The organism is Streptomyces sp. ITFR-21, from assembly GCF_031844685.1.
Lineage (GTDB): Bacteria > Actinomycetota > Actinomycetes > Streptomycetales > Streptomycetaceae > Actinacidiphila.
Map to the genome: position 1 here is coordinate 1,280,126 of NZ_CP134605.1, position 16,884 is coordinate 1,297,009.

Sequence of the window (16,884 nt, forward strand, 5' to 3'; positions counted from 1 at the left end):
CGCACCGGTCCGGGGATACAGCTTTCCGATCAAAAAGTGATCGTCGCCGGCGGCGGAGCGCAGGTGGGGGCGGGTGGGGGCAGGCGGGGGCAGGCGGGAAGGGCGCAGCGCCCGCCGTGGTGGTCGGGGTGGCGGGCGCTGCGGTGTTGCCGCGTACCGCACGCCGTTGTGCGGGACGGCCGGGGAAAGCGGGGGTCAGACGGTCAGGGGGCGGTCGGTGGGGCGGATCGGGGCGTGGAGGGCGGAGGGCAGGCCGGTCAGGTACGCGTCGACCGCCTTCGCCGCGCTGCGGCCCTCCGCGATGGCCCAGACGATGAGGGACTGGCCGCGGCCCGCGTCGCCGGCCACGAAGACGCCGTCGACGTTGGTGGCGTAGGAGCCGTCGCGGGCGATGTTGCCGCGGGCGTCCAGTTCCAGGCCGAGCTGCTCGATCATGCCGTTGCCCTGGTCGGTGCCGGTGAAGCCCATCGCCAGGGTCACCAGGTCGGCCGGGATGATCCGCTCGGTGCCCTCCTGGGGGACGAAACCGCCGCCCTCGAAGACCACCTCGACCAGGTGCAGCTCGCGCACGTGGCCGTCCTCGTCCCCGGTGAACCGCACCGTGTTGACCGCGTAGACGCGCTCGCCGCCCTCCTCGTGCGCGGAGGTGACCTTGTAGACCATCGGCATCGTCGGCCACGGCTGGTGGGCCGGGCGCTCGTCGGCCGGCCGGGGCATGATCTCCAGCTGGGTGACGGACAGCGCGCCCTGGCGGTGGGCGGTGCCGACGCAGTCCGCGCCGGTGTCGCCGCCGCCGATGACCACCACGTGCTTGCCCTCCGCGGTGATCGGGGGGGCCACGTAGTCGCCCTCCTGCACCTTGTTGGACAGTGGCAGGTACTCCATCGCCTGGTGGATGCCCTTGAGGTCGCGGCCCTCGGCGGGCAGGTCCCGCCAGGTGGTGGCGCCGGCCGCGATGACCACCGCGTCGTACCGGTGGGCGAGCTTGGCCGCGTCCAGGTCGGTGCCGATCTGCACCCCGGTACGGAACTTGGTGCCCTCCGCCCGCATCTGCTCGATGCGCCGGTTGATGTGCCGCTTCTCCATCTTGAACTCGGGGATGCCGTACCGCAGCAGCCCGCCGATCCGGTCGGCGCGCTCGTAGACCGCGACGGTGTGGCCGGCCCGGGTGAGCTGCTGGGCGGCGGCGAGGCCGGCCGGTCCTGAGCCGATGACGGCGACGGTCTTGCCGGAGAGCCGGTCCGGGGGCTGCGGGCGCACGTCGCCGTCGTCCCACGCCTTGTCGATGATGGTGACTTCGACGTTCTTGATGGTGACCGCGGGCTGGTTGATGCCGAGGACGCACGCGGACTCGCACGGCGCCGGGCACAGCCGTCCGGTGAACTCCGGGAAGTTGTTGGTGGCGTGCAGCCGTTCGCTGGCGGCGGTCCAGTCGCCGCGGTAGGCGTAGTCGTTCCACTCGGGGATCAGGTTGCCGAGCGGACAGCCGCTGTGGCAGAACGGGATGCCGCAGTCCATGCAGCGGCCGGCCTGCTCGCTGATGATCGGCAGCAGCCCGCCGGGGACGTAGACCTCGTTCCAGTCCTGCCTGCGCTCCTCCACCGGGCGGGTCGGTGCGTTGACCCGCGGGGTGGTGAGGAAGCCCTTGGGGTCAGCCATTTGCCGCCTCCATCATCTTCGCGGTGGTCTCGGACTCGGAGAGTCCGGCCTGCTCGGCGGCGTTCTTGGCGGCGAGCACTGCCTTGTAGTCCCTCGGCATGACCTTGCCGAAGCGGGTGAGGGCGCTGCCCCAGTCGGCGAGCAGCCGCTCGGCGACGGTGGAGGCGGTCTCCTCGAAGTGGCGGCGCACCACGTCGTGCAGCCACGTGATGTCCTCTGCGGCCAGCGCCTCGACCGCGACCATGCCGGGGTTGACGGCGGCCGGGTCCAGGTCGAGGACGTAGGCGATGCCGCCGGACATGCCGGCGGCGAAGTTCCGCCCGGTGGAGCCGAGGACGACGGCCCGGCCGCCGGTCATGTACTCGCAGCCGTGGTCGCCGACGCCTTCGGCGACGACGGTCGCCCCGGAGTTGCGGACGCAGAACCGCTCGCCGGTCCGGCCGCGCAGGAACAGCTCGCCGCCGGTGGCGCCGTAGGCGATGGTGTTGCCGGCGATGGTGGAGCCTTCGGCGAGGTGGTCGGCGCCGCGGTCGGGGCGGACCACGATCCGGCCGCCGGACAGGCCCTTGCCGACGTAGTCGTTGGCGTCGCCCTCCAGCCGCAGCGTGATGCCGCTGGGCAGGAACGCGCCGAAGGACTGGCCGGCGGAGCCGGTGAAGGTGATGTCGACGGTGCCTTCGGGCAGGCCGGCGCCGCCGTACTTCTTGGTCACCTCGTGGCCGAGCATGGTGCCGACGGTGCGGTTGACGTTGTGGATCGGCACCTGGGCGCGGACCGGGGCGCCGGTCTCCAGGGCGTCGGCGGCGAGCCGGATCAGCTCGTTGTCCAGCGCCCGGTCCAGGCCGTGGTCCTGGCCGGTGATGCGGTGCCGGGCGGCGCCGTCCGGCAGCTGCGGCACGTACAGCAGCGGGGCCAGGTCCAGGCCCTGCGCCTTCCAGTGGTCGACCGCGCGGCCGGCGTCGATCAGCTCGGCGTGGCCGACGGCCTCCTCGAGGGTGTGGAAGCCGAGTTCGGCGAGGAGTTCGCGGACCTCCTCGGCGATGAACTCGAAGAAGTTCACCACGAACTCGGGCTTGCCGTTGAAGCGGTCGCGCAGCACCGGGTTCTGCGTGGCGACGCCGACCGGGCAGGTGTCCAGGTGGCAGACGCGCATCATGACACAGCCGGAGACCACCAGCGGCGCGGTGGCGAAGCCGAACTCCTCGGCGCCGAGCAGCGCGGCGATCACCACGTCGCGGCCGGTCTTGAGCTGGCCGTCGGTCTGTACCACGATCCGGTCCCGCAGGCCGTTGAGCAGCAGCGTCTGCTGGGTCTCGGCCAGGCCGAGCTCCCAGGGGCCGCCGGCGTGCTTGAGGGAGGTCAGCGGGGACGCGCCGGTGCCGCCGTCGTGGCCGGAGATCAGCACCACGTCGGCGTGCGCCTTGGAGACGCCCGCGGCGACGGTGCCGACACCGACCTCGGAGACCAGCTTGACGTGGATGCGCGCCTTGGGGTTGGCGTTCTTCAGGTCGTGGATCAGCTGGGCGAGGTCCTCGATGGAGTAGATGTCGTGGTGCGGCGGCGGTGAGATCAGGCCGACGCCCGCGGTGGAGTGCCGGGTGCCGGCGATCCACGGGTAGACCTTGTGGCCGGGCAGCTGGCCGCCCTCGCCGGGCTTGGCGCCCTGGGCCATCTTGATCTGGATGTCGTCGGCGTTGACCAGGTACTCGCTGGTGACGCCGAACCGGCCGGAGGCGACCTGCTTGATGGCGCTGCGCCGGGCGGGGTCGTAGAGCCGGTCGGCGTCCTCGCCGCCCTCGCCGGTGTTGGACTTGCCGCCGAGCTGGTTCATGGCGATGGCCAGCGTCTCGTGCGCCTCGCGGGAGATCGAGCCGTACGACATGGCACCGGTGGAGAAGCGCTTGACGATCTCGCTGATCGGCTCCACCTCCTCGATCGGGATCGCCGGCCGGTCGCCCTTCAGCCCGAACAGTCCGCGCAGCGTCATCAGCCGCTCGGACTGCTCGTTCACCCGGGAGGTGTACTGCTTGAAGATGTCGTAGCGCCGGGTGCGGGTGGCGTGCTGGAGCCGGAAGACGGTGTCCGGGTCGAACAGGTGCGGCTCGCCCTCGCGGCGCCACTGGTACTCGCCGCCGATCTCCAGCCGGCGGTGGGCGGCGGGGATGCCGGAGACGGGGTACGCCCTGGCGTGCCGGGCGGCGACCTCCTCGGCGATGACGTCGATGCCGGCGCCGCCGATCTTGGTGTCGGTGCCGTGGAAGTAGGTGTCGACGAAGTCGGTGTCCAGGCCGACGGCCTCGAAGACCTGCGCACCGCGGTAGGAGGCGACGGTGGAGATGCCCATCTTGGACATCACCTTCAGTACGCCCTTGCCGAGCGCCTTGATCAGGTGGGCGATGGCGGTCCCGGCGTCGACGCCGGGCAGGAAGGTGCCGGCCCGTACCAGGTCCTCGACGGACTCCATGGCCAGGTAGGGGTTGACGGCGGCGGCGCCGTAGCCGATGAGCAGCGCCACGTGGTGCACCTCGCGTACGTCGCCGGCCTCGATGAGCAGGCCGACCTGGGTGCGCTGCTTGGTGCGGATCAGGTGGTGGTGCACGGTCGAGGTGAGCAGCAGCGACGGGATCGGGGCGTGCTCGGCGTCGGAGTGCCGGTCGGAGAGCACGATCAGCCGGGCGCCGTCCTCCAGCGCGGCGTCGGTCTCCGCGCAGATCTCGGCCAGCCGGGCGGCCAGCGCCTCGCCGCCGCCAGTGACCCGGTACAGGCCGGAGAGGGTGGCGGCCTTCATACCGGGCATGTCGCCGTCGGCGTTGACGTGGATGAGCTTGGCCAGGTCGTCGTTGTCGATCACCGGGAAGGGCAGGGTGATGTTGCGACACGAGGCGGGGCTGGGCTCCAGCAGGTTGCCGGACGGGCCGATGGTGGAGATCAGCGAGGTGATGAGCTCCTCGCGGATGGCGTCCAGCGGCGGGTTGGTGACCTGCGCGAACAGCTGGGTGAAGTAGTCGAAGAGCAGCCGGGGCCGCGCGGACAGCGCGGCGATCGGCGCGTCGGTGCCCATGGAGCCGATCGGCTCGGCGCCGGTCCTGGCCATCGGCGCCAGCAGCACCCGCAGCTCCTCCTCGGTGTAGCCGAAGGTCTGCTGCCGGCGGGTGACGGAGGCGTGGGTGTGCACGATGTGCTCGCGCTCGGGCAGCTCGGTGAGGTCGATCAGACCGCCTTCCAGCCACTCGGCGTACGGGTGCTCGGCGGCGACGGCGGCCTTGATCTCGTCGTCCTCGACGATGCGGTGCGAGACGGTGTCGACCAGGAACATCCGGCCGGGCTGCAGGCGGCCCTTGCGGACGATCCGGCCGGGCTCGATGTCGTGCAGCACACCGGACTCGGAGGCCAGGACGACCAGGCCGTCGTCGGTGACCCAGTAGCGGCCGGGCCGCAGGCCGTTGCGGTCCAGGACCGCGCCCACCACGGAGCCGTCGGTGAAGGTCACGCAGGCCGGCCCGTCCCAGGGCTCCATCAGGGTGGAGTGGTACTGGTAGAAGGCGCGCCGGGCCGGGTCCATCGAGGCGTGGTTCTCCCACGCCTCGGGAATCATCATCAGCACGCTGTGCGGCAGCGACCGGCCGCCGAGGTGCAGCAGTTCCAGTACCTCGTCGAAGGAGGCGGTGTCGGAGGCGCCGGGCGTACAGACCGGGAAGAGCCGCTCCAGGTCGCCCGACCACAGGTCGCTGGCCAGCTGCGACTCGCGGGCCCGCATCCAGTTGCGGTTGCCCTTGACGGTGTTGATCTCGCCGTTGTGGGCGACGAAGCGGTACGGGTGGGCGAGCGGCCAGCTCGGGAAGGTGTTGGTCGAGAAGCGGGAGTGGATCAACGCGATGGCGGTGGCGAACCGCTCGTCGGACAGGTCGGGGAAGAAGGGTTCCAGCTGGCCGGTGGTCAGCATGCCCTTGTAGACGATGGTCCGCGCGGACAGCGACGGGAAGTAGACGTCGGCCTCGCGCTCGGCGCGCTTGCGCAGCGCGAAGGCGGGCCGGTCCAGCTCGATGCCGGCGCGCTGCCCTCGCGCGTCGGAGACGAAGAGCTGCGAGAAGTACGGCATGGTGGAGCGTGAGGTGGCGCCGAGCAGGTCGGGGTCGACCGGGACCTCGCGCCAGCCGAGGACGGTCAGACCCTCTTCGGCGGCAATCCGCTCGATGGCGTCGACGGCCTTGGTACGGTCGTCGTCCTCGTGGGGCAGGAAGGCGAGGCCGACGGCGTAGTGCCCGGCGGCCGGCAGGTCGAATGCGGCGGTGGCCCGCAGGAAGGCGTCCGGGACCTGGAGCAGGATGCCCGCGCCGTCGCCCGAGTCGGGCTCGGCACCGGTCGCACCGCGGTGCTCCAGGTTGCGCAGGACGGTGAGCGCCTGGTCGACGAGCCGGTGGCTCGCCTCGCCGGTGAGGGTGGCCACGAAGCCGACACCACAGGCGTCGTGCTCGTTGCGGGGGTCGTACATCCCCTGCGGGGCGGGGCGCCCGTCCATGAACGCGGAACGCGAACGCATGGCTCTCCCGTCGTCGTCTTTTGGCTGGTTTGCATTGCCTTCACAGGCATGGGCAACAGGGACGACGTTGGCCCTCTGCGATTTCGTGCAGGTTACATGATGACCGAATGTTCGAGAAGCGGATGAGAGCTTCCAGTATGTGGACATACCGGACGGTGGAGGGATCGATTCCGGCCAGCACGAGCTGGCGGGGTGTACGGAGGGTCCTGTCACGCAGCCTGGCGGCTCTGCCGGCGCGTTACCGACTGATGCCCCGTGCGGAGGTCTCCGAAACGAGCGGGAAACACACGGCTCGAATCAGCTGACGGCGCTGCCGATGAGGGTGCCCAGCAGGAAGGTGACCCCGCCCGCCGCGCCGCCCAGGACCAGCTGCCGCAGCCCGCTGTACCACCAGGAGCGGGCGGTGACCCGGGCCACCGCTGCGCCGCAGCCGAAGAGTCCGGCCAGCGCCAGCAGCACCGCGGGCAGCAGGCTGGCGGCGCCCAGCAGGTACGGCAGCACCGGCAGCAGGGCGCCCAGCGCGAAGGACACGAAGGAGGAGGCCGCGGCCACCAGCGGCGAGGGCAGGCCGTCCGGGTCGACACCCAGCTCCTCACGGGCGTGTGCCTCCAGCGCCCGCTCGGGGTCGGCCGACAGCTGCCTTGCCACCTCGCGCGCCAGCGCGGGCTCCACCCCCCGCGACACGTACAGCTCGGCCAGCTCGCGCAGCTCGTCGTCGGGGTGCCGGGTCAGCTCGGTCCGCTCCACGGCCAGCTCGGCCTCGACCAGCTCCCGCTGGGAGGCCACCGAGGTGTACTCGCCCGCCGCCATCGAGAAGGCGCCCGCCGCCAGCCCGGCCAGGCCCGTCACCACGACGGTACGGGTGGACACGTCGCCGCCGGCCACCCCGGTCATCAGCGCGAGGTTGGACACCAGACCGTCCATCGCGCCGAACACGGCGGGCCGCAGCCAGCCGCCGCTGACGTCGCGGTGTTCGTGGTGCGCCGCACGCTCCGCGGTCGGCGCCGCGATCGCTTCGACAGCCGTGGTGGCCATGCGTCATCCCTCCCCCGGGGCGGCCCACCGCCGCCCTGCGGTTCGAATGTACGCACGACCCCAGTTCTCCGCCAGCAAGGGGAGGCTGTCCTGACCTGCGACAACACCGTCGGCAGAGGGCCTTTCGGCCCTCTGTCCGCAGTCCGGAAACAGCCGTTCACCACGCGTTTGGCGCCGTCAGCGGCAGGCCGTCACAGGCCCTTGGACGCGCCTTCGGGCTGGTCGGAGGGCTCCGGTCCGGTGCCGACCGCCGGTTCGAGGCCGGCGTCCTGGCCGGCCTCGGTGTCGGATCGCGCCACGTCGGCGGGCCCGGTGTCGGCCGCACCGGGGCCGGTCGGCCCCTCCTGTCCTTCCGGGTCTGGCCCGGTCGGCCCCACCGCCGCGGTGCCGTCCGGCTCGACGGTCTCCTCCCGGCCGGGGTGGCGGCGGGCGGAGAGCACGAAGTAGAGCACGGCCCCGGCGAAGACGATGACCGCCGTCCAGTCGTTGAGCCGCAGTCCCAGGACGTGGTGGGCGTCGTCCACCCTCAGGGACTCGATCCAGAACCGGCCCACCGTGTACGACGCCACATAGAGCGCGAAGGCGCGCCCGTGGCCGAGGCGGAAGCGGCGGTCGGCCCAGAGCACCAGCAGCGCCACGCCGACGCACCACAGTGACTCGTACAGGAACGTCGGGTGGTACGTGGCGATGTCCGGCGTCGCCTCCGGGCGGTGCGCCGGGTCGATCTTCAGCGCCCACGGCAGATCCGTCGACCGGCCGTAGAGCTCCTGGTTGAACCAGTTCCCCCAGCGTCCGATCGCCTGCGCGAAGGCGATACCGGGCGCGATGGCGTCGGCGTACGCCGGCAGCGCGATACCCCGCCGCCGGCAGCCGATCCACGCGCCCAGCGCGCCGAGCGCGATCGCGCCCCAGATCCCCAGGCCGCCCTGCCAGATCTTGAAGGCGTCGACCCAGTCCTTGCCGTTGGTGAAGTACAGCTCGTAGTCGGTGATCACGTGGTAGAGACGGCCACCGACCAGGCCGAAGGGCACCGCCCACACGGCGATGTCCGCGACCGTCCCCGCCTTGCCGCCGCGGGCGATCCAGCGCCTGCCGCCGAGCCACACGGCGACGAAGACGCCGATGATGATGCAGAACGCGTAGCCGCGCAGCGGGATCGGTCCGAGGTGGACGACGCCGTGCGACGGGCTGGGAATGAATGCGAGGTTCATGGCAATCACCGACGCTACCCTGCCGGGCGGGTGATCCCGCAACCCGCCCGGCTACGTGTGGATAACTTCCGCACCCGCCGAGGGCGCCCCGGGCCCGCCGGGGACCGCCCGCCGGGGACCTCTCAGGACGGGGTGGCGGTGACTTTCCCCGGCTGCTTGCCCTTGTTCGCCGTCCGGACCAGCTGCCGCAGCGAGTCCGGGGTCAGCGCCGGGCTCTGGCTGCCGTAGACGTTCTTGCCGTTGAGCAGCACGGTCGGGGTGGAGTTGAACCCGGAGGAGTTGAAGGCGTCGTTGGACTTCTTCACCCACTTGTCGTGGGTGCCGTTGTTCACACAGGCGGTGAAGGACGGCGTCCTGAGGCCGGGCACCTTGCCGGCCAGCCGGAGCAGGGTGTCCTTGTCGGCGAACGCGTCGTCCTGCTCGTCCGGCTGGTCGGCGTAGAGCACGTCGTGGAAGGCGCGGAACCGGCCCGCGTCCTGCGCGCAGGCCGCGGCGTTCGCGGCGGTCAGCGAGCCGGAGCCGCCGAGGTTGCCGTCGATCAGCGTGACCAGGTGGTATTCGGTCCGCAGCTGCCCGCCGCCCTCCAGGTCGTGCACGGTCGGCGTGAACGACTTCTCGAAGGAGTCGCAGGCCGGGCAGCGGAAGTCCTCGTAGATCGTCAGGGTGGAGGGGGCGTCGGCGGCGCCGACCGGGACCACCAGGCCGTCCTTGCCGACGGTGCCCCGGGGGGTGCTCACCGATCCCGCCGAGTCGGTGCCGCCGCCGCTGTCGCTGCCGGCGACGACCACGCCGATGACGGCGCCGACGGCGAGCACGGCGACCACCGCGCCCGCCACCACCAGGGTCCGCTTGCGCTTGGCCCGGTGCTTGTCCTTCGCCCGCTGTTCCTGGAGCGCCTCGCGGGCGCTGCGCTTTTCCTCACGGTTCCGTTGGCTCACGTCTCTGGCAACGGTGTGGGGAGGCGCACCGCGTCTCCCCACACCGTTTTTCGCCCTCCGGGGTGACAAGAATCCGTCCCCGGGGTGATGCCGTACGGGTCAGCCGCGCCTGCGGACGCCCTCGGCGAGCTCGGCGGCCAGCGCCCGTACGGCGGCGAGCCCGGCGGCGGGGTCGCCCTCGTGGTCCAGCAGCCGCTTGACGAACGCCGAGCCGACGATCACCCCGTCGGCGAAGCCGGCCACCTCGGCGGCCTGCGCCGCGTTGGAGACGCCCAGGCCGACGCAGACCGGCAGGTCGGTGCCGACCCGGGTACGCCGTACCAGGTCGGCGGCCTGGGCGCCGACGCTCTCCCGGGTGCCGGTGACGCCCATCAGGGAGGCGGCGTAGACGAAGCCGGTGCCGGCCGCGGTGATCCTGGCCAGCCGCTCGTCGCGGCTGGAGGGGGCGACGACGAAGACGGTGGCCAGGCCCTGCTGCTCGGCCGCCTTCCGCCATCCCTCGGACTCCTCCACCGGCAGGTCGGGCAGGATGCAGCCCGCGCCGCCCGCCGCGGCCAGCTCGGCGGCGAACCGCTCGGGCCCGTAGCGGTCCACCGGGTTCCAGTACGTCATCACCAGCACCGGCCTGCCGGCCGCGGCGTGCGCCTCCCGCACGGTCCGCAGCACGTCGGCGATCCGGACGCCGTTCTTGAGCGCGATGTCGTCGGCGGTCTGGATGACCGGGCCGTCCAGCACCGGGTCGCTGTGCGGCAGCCCGACCTCGACGATGTCGGCGCCGCCCTCGAAGGCGGCCTTCACCGCCTCGATGCCGCCGTCCACGGTCGGGAAGCCTGCCGGCAGGTAGGCGATGAGCGCGGCCCGGCCGTCGGCCCTGGCGTCGGCGAGGGTCCGCTCCAGCAGACTGATCTTCCCGGTCACTTCGCCGCCACCTCGTGCTCCTCGTCGACGTCCGCCGTCGGCTCGTACAGCCCGAAGTAGCGGGCCGCGGTGTCCATGTCCTTGTCGCCGCGCCCGGAGAGGTTGACCAGGAGCAGGGCCTCCGGGCCCAGCTCGCGGCCGATCTCCAGCGCGCCGGCCAGCGCGTGGGCGCTCTCGATGGCGGGGATGATGCCCTCGGTACGGGACAGCAGCCGCAGCGCCTGCATCGCGGCGTCGTCGGTGACCGCCCGGTACTCGGCGCGGCCGGAGTCCTTGAGGTAGGAGTGCTCGGGGCCGACGCCGGGGTAGTCCAGACCGGCCGAGATCGAGTACGGCTCGGTGATCTGGCCCTCGTCGTCCTGGAGCACGTACGAGCGGGAGCCGTGCAGGATGCCGGGCTCGCCCTGGGTGAGGGTGGCGGCGTGTTCGCCGGTCTCGATGCCGTGCCCGGCCGGTTCGCAGCCGACCAGCCGCACGCCGGTGTCAGGCAGGAAGGCGTGGAAGAGCCCCATGGCGTTGGAGCCGCCGCCGACGCAGGCCACCGCCGCGTCGGGCAGCCGCCCGGTGCGCTCCAGCAGCTGGCGGCGGGCCTCGACGCCGATCACCCGGTGGAAGTCGCGGACCAGCGCGGGGAACGGGTGCGGCCCGGCGACGGTGCCGAACAGGTAGTGGGTGCGGTCGACGTTGGCGACCCAGTCGCGGAACGCCTCGTTGATGGCGTCCTTCAGGGTGCGGCTGCCGGACTTCACCGCGACGACCTCGGCGCCGAGCATCCGCATCCGGGCCACGTTGAGGGCCTGCCGGCGGGTGTCGATCTCGCCCATGTAGATGGTGCAGTCGAGGCCGAACAGCGCGCAGGCGGTGGCGGTGGCGACGCCGTGCTGGCCGGCGCCGGTCTCGGCGATGACCCGGGTCTTGCCCATCCGCCGGGTCAGCAGGGTCTGGCCGAGCACGTTGTTGATCTTGTGCGAGCCGGTGTGGTTCAGATCCTCCCGCTTGAGGAAGACCCGGGCGCCGCCCGCCTGCTCGGCGAACCGCGGCACTTCGGTGAGGGCGCTGGGACGGCCGGCGTAGTTGACCATCAGGTCGTCCAGCTCGGCGGCGAAGGCGGGGTCCGCCTTGGCCTTCTCGTACTCGGCGGCGACCTCGTCCACCGCAGCGACCAGCGCCTCCGGGATGAACTTGCCGCCGAAGGCGCCGAAATAGCCGTCGGCGGTCGGGATGAGGCCGTCCGGGTCGGGGAGGAAGAACGCGGGTTGTACTGACATGGGGTGCCTTTGCCCTTGGCAGGTGAATGGGGGGCGCGCCGGGATACGGCCCTGCGGGCGGTGCGGCGGCGCCTTCGGCCGGGGGTGCTACGCCGTCGGCCGGTGGTCGCGGATCAGCCGCGGCGCCATCGCCTGCCGTTCACCTGACCGGGTTCGCACCCGATCACGTACCGCACCCGCCGCCCGAGCACGCGCCTGGCAGGCGCCCGGCACCCTCGCGGCCGGCACCCGGGCGCGAGTCGCGACGCGATAGCCATACCCCGATCCTACGGTGCCCCGCTGCCCGCCCCACCCCGGCCTGCCTCGCGGTTCCCGGCGCCCCTCAGGAGCTGCCCCTTGCGGCGCATCGCCGACCACCGGCCCATCGCGGCTGAGCGCGCGGTTCCCCGTGCCCCTGCAGGGCGCGTCCTCGGGTTGTCGTACAGGCCGGAGGCGACGGATCCGTCGCTCGCGCCCCCTGCGGGGCGCGTCCCGGGCTCCGGGCCGGGGGAAGGGCCGGTTGGCCGTCGAAGGGCCGGTTGGCCGTCGCGGCGAGGGGCACCCACCAGGGGCGCGGGGAACCGCGCGGGAAACCCACCCCCCGCGGACGGTCCGGGACCGAAGAGCAGCCGCGCGGGCCGGCCGGACCGGTCCGGAGCGGGAGCGACTAAGCGCGGGGGTTGTTGCGCAGCGCCGGATGCGCCCCCGCCGCCACGAGATCGGCGACGGCCGCGCGCGGGTTGCGGCCGGTGACGAGGGACTCGCCGACCAGGACGGCGTCCGCGCCGTCGTTCGCGTAGGCGATCAGGTCGTGCGGGCCGCGGACACCGGACTCGGCGACCTTGACGACGCGGTCGGGGATCCGCGGGGCCACCCGGGCGAACGTGCCGCGGTCGACCTCCAGCGTCTTGAGGTTGCGCGCGTTGACCCCGATGATCCGGGCGCCCGCGTCCACCGCCCGCTCGACCTCCTCCTCGTCGTGCACCTCGACCAGCGGGGTGAGCCCGATGGACTCGGCCCGCTCGACGAGGGACACCAGCGCGGGCTGCTCGAGCGCGGCCACGATCAGCAGCGCCAGGTCGGCGCCGTACGCCCGCGCCTCCCAGAGCTGGTACGCGGTGACGATGAAGTCCTTGCGGAGCACCGGCACGTCCACGGCGGCGCGGACCGCCTCGAGGTCGGCGAGCGACCCGCCGAACCTGCGCTGCTCGGTGAGGACGCTGATCGCCGCGGCGCCGCCCGCCTCGTAGTCGGCGGCCAGGGCCGCCGGGTCCGCGATGGCGGCGAGCGCGCCCTTGGACGGGCTGGACCGCTTGACCTCGCAGATCACGGTGACGCCTTCGCTGCGCAGCGCGGCCACCCCGTCCTTGGCGTCGCGCGCCCGGGCGGCCCGTTCCTTGAGGTCGCCGAGGGAGACCCGGGCCTGCCGCTCGGCGAGGTCGGCTCGGACTCCGTCGATGATCTCGTCGAGCACACTCACGCGAGAACTCCTTTTCCGGCCGGGTCGAGCAGCGAAATGATCAAGCCAGTGGTGGAGACCCCCGGCACTCCCGATGGTATCCGGCGGCGGCCGGAGTACCCGCATCCGGTGGCCCGCACTGCCACCACCTGGACGAACGCCCTCGTGCGGCGGCCCGGCGGGCCGCGTCGGCTCAGGGCGCGAGCGCGGCGCCGAAGGGCAGGTTCCGGACAATGGTGAACGCGGCCAGCAGGGCGAGCGCCAGAACGCGGTGGGCAGGCCGCAGGGCCGGCGCGAAGGGGCGCCCGAGGGCCGCCCGGGTGAACCAGAGCGCCCAGAAGGCCGCGAAAGCCAGGTATCCGGCGACGGCGACGGCGTTGCAGCCCAGCGCGGTGCCGATGTGGCCGTGCGCGACCGCGTAGGCGCTGCGCAGGCCGCCACAGCCGGGGCAGTACAGGCCGGTGTAGTACCGCAGCGGGCAGAGCGGGTAGTGGCCGGGGCTGTTCGGGTCCACGGCGGCGACGTACCCGAACACGCAGGCGGCCCCGCCGAGCAGGGCGAGCGGTACGGCGGTGCGGCGCAGCGGGCCGCGGCGGGTGGCCGCCGGCGGGGCCGGCCGCGGTACCGGCCACGGCGGGCCGGGCGGCCTGGCGGGCGCCGCCCCGGGAAACCGCGGGGTCGGCCGGAAGGGCGGGGTCACGTCGCCGATTGTGCCCGCGGCCGCGCGGCGGCGCAGCGCGTGGCGTGCCCGGTCGTCCCCCGCCCGACCGGATCGGCCGCACCCGGCGCCCGCGCCCCCGACGGGGTTCCGGCCAGGCGACGGCATCCCGGCGTACGGGGAACGGCGGGGCCGCCCCCGAGCGGTGCCGCCCGGCACCGGCGGCACCGCCCCGGCGTCCGGGCGCCCCCAGGGCCCGATCCGCAAGCGGCCGGCCGGCCGGTGGCAGTGTGCGGTGCGGGCGGTGTGGCCGCCGTTCCCACGGAGGGTCAGGCGGCGTTGGCGGGGGTGCGGGACTCGTCCCGCTCGGCCTCGGCCTCGGCGGCCTTCTCGTGGGCGGCGGCGATGTCGCGCGGCATCTTCGCGCCGAAGCCCATGATCTTCATCACGCCGCCCACCACGGCGCCGAGCAGGATGACGCCGAGGCTCACCCAGAAGCCGACCGGCCGCGCCGCCACCATGAAGGCACCCGCGGCGCAGAAGCCGACGAAGGAGATGATCACGCCGGTCCAGGCGGCGGGCGTGTGTCCGTGGTCGTGCGTGGCCGCCATGAGTACTCCCTGATGTTCTCGGTCCCGGTGGAAGGCGTCTTTCCGCCACCCGCTTCGTCCCCCATTGTTGCGCGGCCGTCGGGCGCGCCGCGCACCGGGGGTGGCCCGGCGGAGCGCCGCGGCCCGGCCGGGAAAAGGGTCGGAAAAGGGTCGGGAAAGGACCGGGAAAGGGTTCGGCGGGCGGCGCTCCGGCGGCGGGCGACCGGCGGGCGGCGGCCTCAGCGGGAGGCCGGGGCGGTGGGGTCCTCGCCGCGGTCGAGGGCCTTCCACAGGTCCTCGGGACGGTCCGGGTCGACCGGTACGGGGGCGGCGGCGCGGGGCGCGGCGGGTTTCTTGCCGCCGGCCCGCTCGTAGCGGCCGGACATGGCCGGCCAGCGCGGGCCGTAGCGCAGCGCGAGCAGCCCGGCGATGAGCAGCAGCAGGCCGCCGGCCGCCGCGACCAGCGGCCAGGATGTGGTGGTGACGTGCCCGGCGGTGGCGCGGGTGAGGCCGGTCGCGCCGGCGGCGGCGTTGTCGACGGCGCCGTGGTCGCCGCGCCGGGCCAGGACGCCGGCCACCGCGCCGGCCCCGCTGAGGGTGAGCAGGGCGGCGACGGCGTAGCGGCCGAGCCGGCGTACCGCGAAGACCGCGACGAGGGCGGCGAGCCCGACCAGCGCCAGCGCGCCGGGCAGCGCGGTGGTCTGGCTGCCGGAGGCGTGCACGGCGATACCGCGGCCGGTGAGGGCGGCGGTGCCGCGCGTCCAGGTCTTGCTGACGCCGAGGAGCACCAGGGCCGCGCCGAGCGCGCCGAGCGGCAGGGCGAGAGCGAGGGCGCGCATAGCGGTCCTGCGGTCGGCGGCGCCGACCGCAGGACCGGGGTCCGCGGGATCGTAGGCCGGCGGACCGTCCGCGGCGCCGGAAACCCGTGCGGTGTCCGGGCCGCGCGTGCTCCCCCGCCGCTCGGCGGCGCCCGGCGGCCGCCCGTCCCGGGGCCGGGACGGGACGGGCTGCGGCTTTGGCTCGGCGGCCGTGCGGGGCGGGGGAACGTCGGTCACCCCACCACTATCCCGCGTCGGGCGCCCCGCCCCGGCGCCGGGGCTCGAAGGTCAACCGGAGGTAAAGATTCCGGCATCCCTTCTTGTTGTCGTGTGCTCATCAGATTAGGTTCCCCGAGTCCCATCCACCACTCCAGACAGCAGTGGAACCACAGGTCACACACATCACCTCCACGCATCCCCCCACTCCTCCACTGCTTCTCTCGACCCCCCACGCTCCGGAGGCAGTTGCTTTGCGTTTTCCCTCCATTTCCCGCGTCCACCGCACCTCCGACGGCTCCCTCACCTCCCTCGCCTCCCTCACCCCCCGCAGCGCCATCCCCCACGCCCCCACCGCCCGCCGCACCGCCGTCGCGCTCACCGCCGCGGCCGGTCTGGCCCTGTCCGGGCTCGCCCTCGCCCCCACCGCGGGCGCCCAGACCACCGCGCACCGGCTCACCACCGCCCGCTCCTGCGCGGTCGCCGCCAAACCGGGCCTGATGGCCTGTCAGGCACTGAAGGTGACGGCCGGCGCGCAGACGCTGGCGAGGTCGACCGGCTCGGTCGGCGCCGCGGCGGCCCCGGCCGGCTACGGCCCGGCCGACCTGGTGAGCGCCTACGGTCTCCCGTCCGGCGGCGGTTCCGGCCAGACCGTCGCGATCGTGGACGCCTGGGACGACCCGAACGCCGAGTCGGACCTGGCCGTGTACCGCGCCGCCTTCGGCCTGCCCGAGTGCGGCACCGCCAACGGCTGCTTCCAGAAGGTCGGCCAGGACGGCGGCGGCGCCCCGCTGCCGCTGCCCGACCGCGCCTGGGCCGAGGAGATATCCCTGGACCTGGACATGGTCAGCGCGATCTGCCCGCTGTGCCGCATCCTGCTGGTCGAGGCGTCCTCGTCGGCGATGGACGACCTGGGCGCGTCGGTCAACACCGCGGTGGCCCTGGGCGCGAAGTACGTGTCCAACAGCTACGGCGGCGGCGAGTCGCCCGTGGACGCCTCGTACGACAGCGCGTACTTCGACCACCCCGGCGTCGCGATCACCGTCAGCGCCGGCGACGCGGGCTACGGCATCGAGTACCCGGCCGCCTCGCAGTTCGTCACCGCCATCGGCGGCACCGCGCTGACCAGGGACTCCTCGGCACGCGGCTGGAAGGAGACGGCGTGGGGCGGCAGCGGCTCCGGCTGCACGTCCTACGACCCCAAGCCCGCCTGGCAGCAGGACACCGAGTGCGGCGGCCGGACGATCTCCGACGTGTCCGCCGTCGCCGACCCCTCCACCGGGGTCGCGGTGTACGACACCTACGGCGGCGACCCGGGCTGGGAGGTCTTCGGCGGCACCAGCGTCGCCTCGCCGATCGTCGCCTCGGTCTACGCGCTGGCCGGTACGCCGTCGGCCGGCTCGTACCCGGCGTCCTTCCCGTACGCCCACCGGGACGCGCTCAACGACGTGGCGGACGGCTCCAACGGGACGTGCGCGGGGTCGTACCTGTGCACCGGCCTGCCGGGCTTCGACGGCCCGACCGGCCTCGGCACCCCGATCGGCCTGACCGCCTTCCAGGGCTGACACCCGGCGGAGCGGCGGGGCGGGCCGCCC

The 16,884-nt window shown here is 73.5% G+C and carries 13 protein-coding genes; 1 reads left to right on the top strand and 12 read right to left on the bottom strand.

The window, feature by feature from the left end:
* Window positions 1–195: 195 nt before the first annotated feature.
* From RLT57_RS05705 to RLT57_RS05755, 12 genes are all read right to left on the bottom strand, one after another.
* Window positions 196–1,659: a glutamate synthase subunit beta gene (locus tag RLT57_RS05705; protein ID WP_311296269.1), complete on the bottom strand. Its 1,464-nt coding sequence runs from the start codon at window positions 1,657–1,659 to the stop codon at window positions 196–198.
* Window positions 1,652–6,199, bottom strand: coding sequence for a glutamate synthase large subunit (gene gltB, locus RLT57_RS05710; protein ID WP_311296270.1), 4,548 nt, complete (start codon window positions 6,197–6,199; stop codon window positions 1,652–1,654). The genes RLT57_RS05705 and gltB overlap by 8 nt, the downstream gene beginning before the upstream one ends.
* Window positions 6,200–6,496: 297 nt before the next feature.
* Window positions 6,497–7,234: a VIT1/CCC1 transporter family protein gene (locus tag RLT57_RS05715; RefSeq protein WP_311296271.1), complete on the bottom strand. Its 738-nt coding sequence runs from the start codon at window positions 7,232–7,234 to the stop codon at window positions 6,497–6,499.
* A 191-nt stretch (window positions 7,235–7,425) separates the two neighbouring features.
* Complete coding sequence (gene lgt, locus RLT57_RS05720; RefSeq protein WP_311296272.1) at window positions 7,426–8,445, bottom strand: prolipoprotein diacylglyceryl transferase; 1,020 nt, start codon at window positions 8,443–8,445, stop codon at window positions 7,426–7,428.
* 122 nt (window positions 8,446–8,567) lie between these two features.
* Complete coding sequence (locus RLT57_RS05725) at window positions 8,568–9,383, bottom strand: DsbA family protein (RefSeq protein WP_311296273.1); 816 nt, start codon at window positions 9,381–9,383, stop codon at window positions 8,568–8,570.
* A 99-nt stretch (window positions 9,384–9,482) separates the two neighbouring features.
* Window positions 9,483–10,301, bottom strand: coding sequence for a tryptophan synthase subunit alpha (gene trpA, locus RLT57_RS05730; protein ID WP_311296274.1), 819 nt, complete (start codon window positions 10,299–10,301; stop codon window positions 9,483–9,485).
* Entirely contained in the window at window positions 10,298–11,569 is a 1,272-nt protein-coding gene (gene trpB, locus RLT57_RS05735; protein WP_311296275.1) for a tryptophan synthase subunit beta, read from the bottom strand. The genes trpA and trpB overlap by 4 nt, the downstream gene beginning before the upstream one ends.
* A gap of 113 nt (window positions 11,570–11,682) precedes the next feature.
* Window positions 11,683–11,826 (bottom strand): tryptophan biosynthesis modulator TrpM, encoded by a 144-nt coding sequence (gene trpM / locus RLT57_RS33255; protein WP_399128101.1) that lies wholly within the window; start codon window positions 11,824–11,826, stop codon window positions 11,683–11,685.
* 389 nt (window positions 11,827–12,215) lie between these two features.
* Window positions 12,216–13,028 carry an indole-3-glycerol phosphate synthase TrpC gene (trpC, locus tag RLT57_RS05740; protein ID WP_311296276.1) on the bottom strand — a complete coding sequence of 271 codons (813 nt, stop codon included), beginning with the start codon at window positions 13,026–13,028 and terminating at the stop codon, window positions 12,216–12,218.
* 172 nt (window positions 13,029–13,200) lie between these two features.
* Window positions 13,201–13,707, bottom strand: a complete 507-nt coding sequence (locus RLT57_RS05745) for a DUF2752 domain-containing protein (RefSeq protein WP_399128103.1) — start codon at window positions 13,705–13,707, stop codon at window positions 13,201–13,203.
* Between the two features lie 287 nt (window positions 13,708–13,994).
* A complete protein-coding gene (locus RLT57_RS05750) occupies window positions 13,995–14,276 on the bottom strand; it encodes an HGxxPAAW family protein (RefSeq protein WP_311296277.1) in 282 nt (93 codons plus the stop codon).
* Window positions 14,277–14,494: 218 nt separating this feature from the next.
* On the bottom strand, window positions 14,495–15,094 hold the full coding sequence (locus tag RLT57_RS05755; RefSeq protein ID WP_311296278.1) for a TIGR02234 family membrane protein: 600 nt from the start codon (window positions 15,092–15,094) through the stop codon (window positions 14,495–14,497).
* A 533-nt stretch (window positions 15,095–15,627) separates the two neighbouring features.
* Between RLT57_RS05755 and RLT57_RS05760 the strand changes: the two genes are divergently transcribed.
* The gene (locus tag RLT57_RS05760) at window positions 15,628–16,854 is read left to right on the top strand and encodes a S53 family peptidase (RefSeq protein ID WP_311300590.1); all 1,227 of its coding nucleotides are present in this window, start codon (window positions 15,628–15,630) and stop codon (window positions 16,852–16,854) included.
* Window positions 16,855–16,884: the final 30 nt, after the last annotated feature.

Coding starts and splice junctions, on each gene's coding strand:
- RLT57_RS05705 (WP_311296269.1), bottom strand. CDS start 1,659: ATGGCTGACCCCAAGGGCTTCCTCACCACCCCGCGGGTCAACGCACCG.
- gltB (WP_311296270.1), bottom strand. CDS start 6,199: ATGCGTTCGCGTTCCGCGTTCATGGACGGGCGCCCCGCCCCGCAGGGG.
- RLT57_RS05715 (WP_311296271.1), bottom strand. CDS start 7,234: ATGGCCACCACGGCTGTCGAAGCGATCGCGGCGCCGACCGCGGAGCGT.
- lgt (WP_311296272.1), bottom strand. CDS start 8,445: ATGAACCTCGCATTCATTCCCAGCCCGTCGCACGGCGTCGTCCACCTC.
- trpB (WP_311296275.1), bottom strand. CDS start 11,569: ATGTCAGTACAACCCGCGTTCTTCCTCCCCGACCCGGACGGCCTCATC.
- trpM (WP_399128101.1), bottom strand. CDS start 11,826: ATGGCTATCGCGTCGCGACTCGCGCCCGGGTGCCGGCCGCGAGGGTGC.
- RLT57_RS05750 (WP_311296277.1), bottom strand. CDS start 14,276: ATGGCGGCCACGCACGACCACGGACACACGCCCGCCGCCTGGACCGGC.
- RLT57_RS05755 (WP_311296278.1), bottom strand. CDS start 15,094: ATGCGCGCCCTCGCTCTCGCCCTGCCGCTCGGCGCGCTCGGCGCGGCC.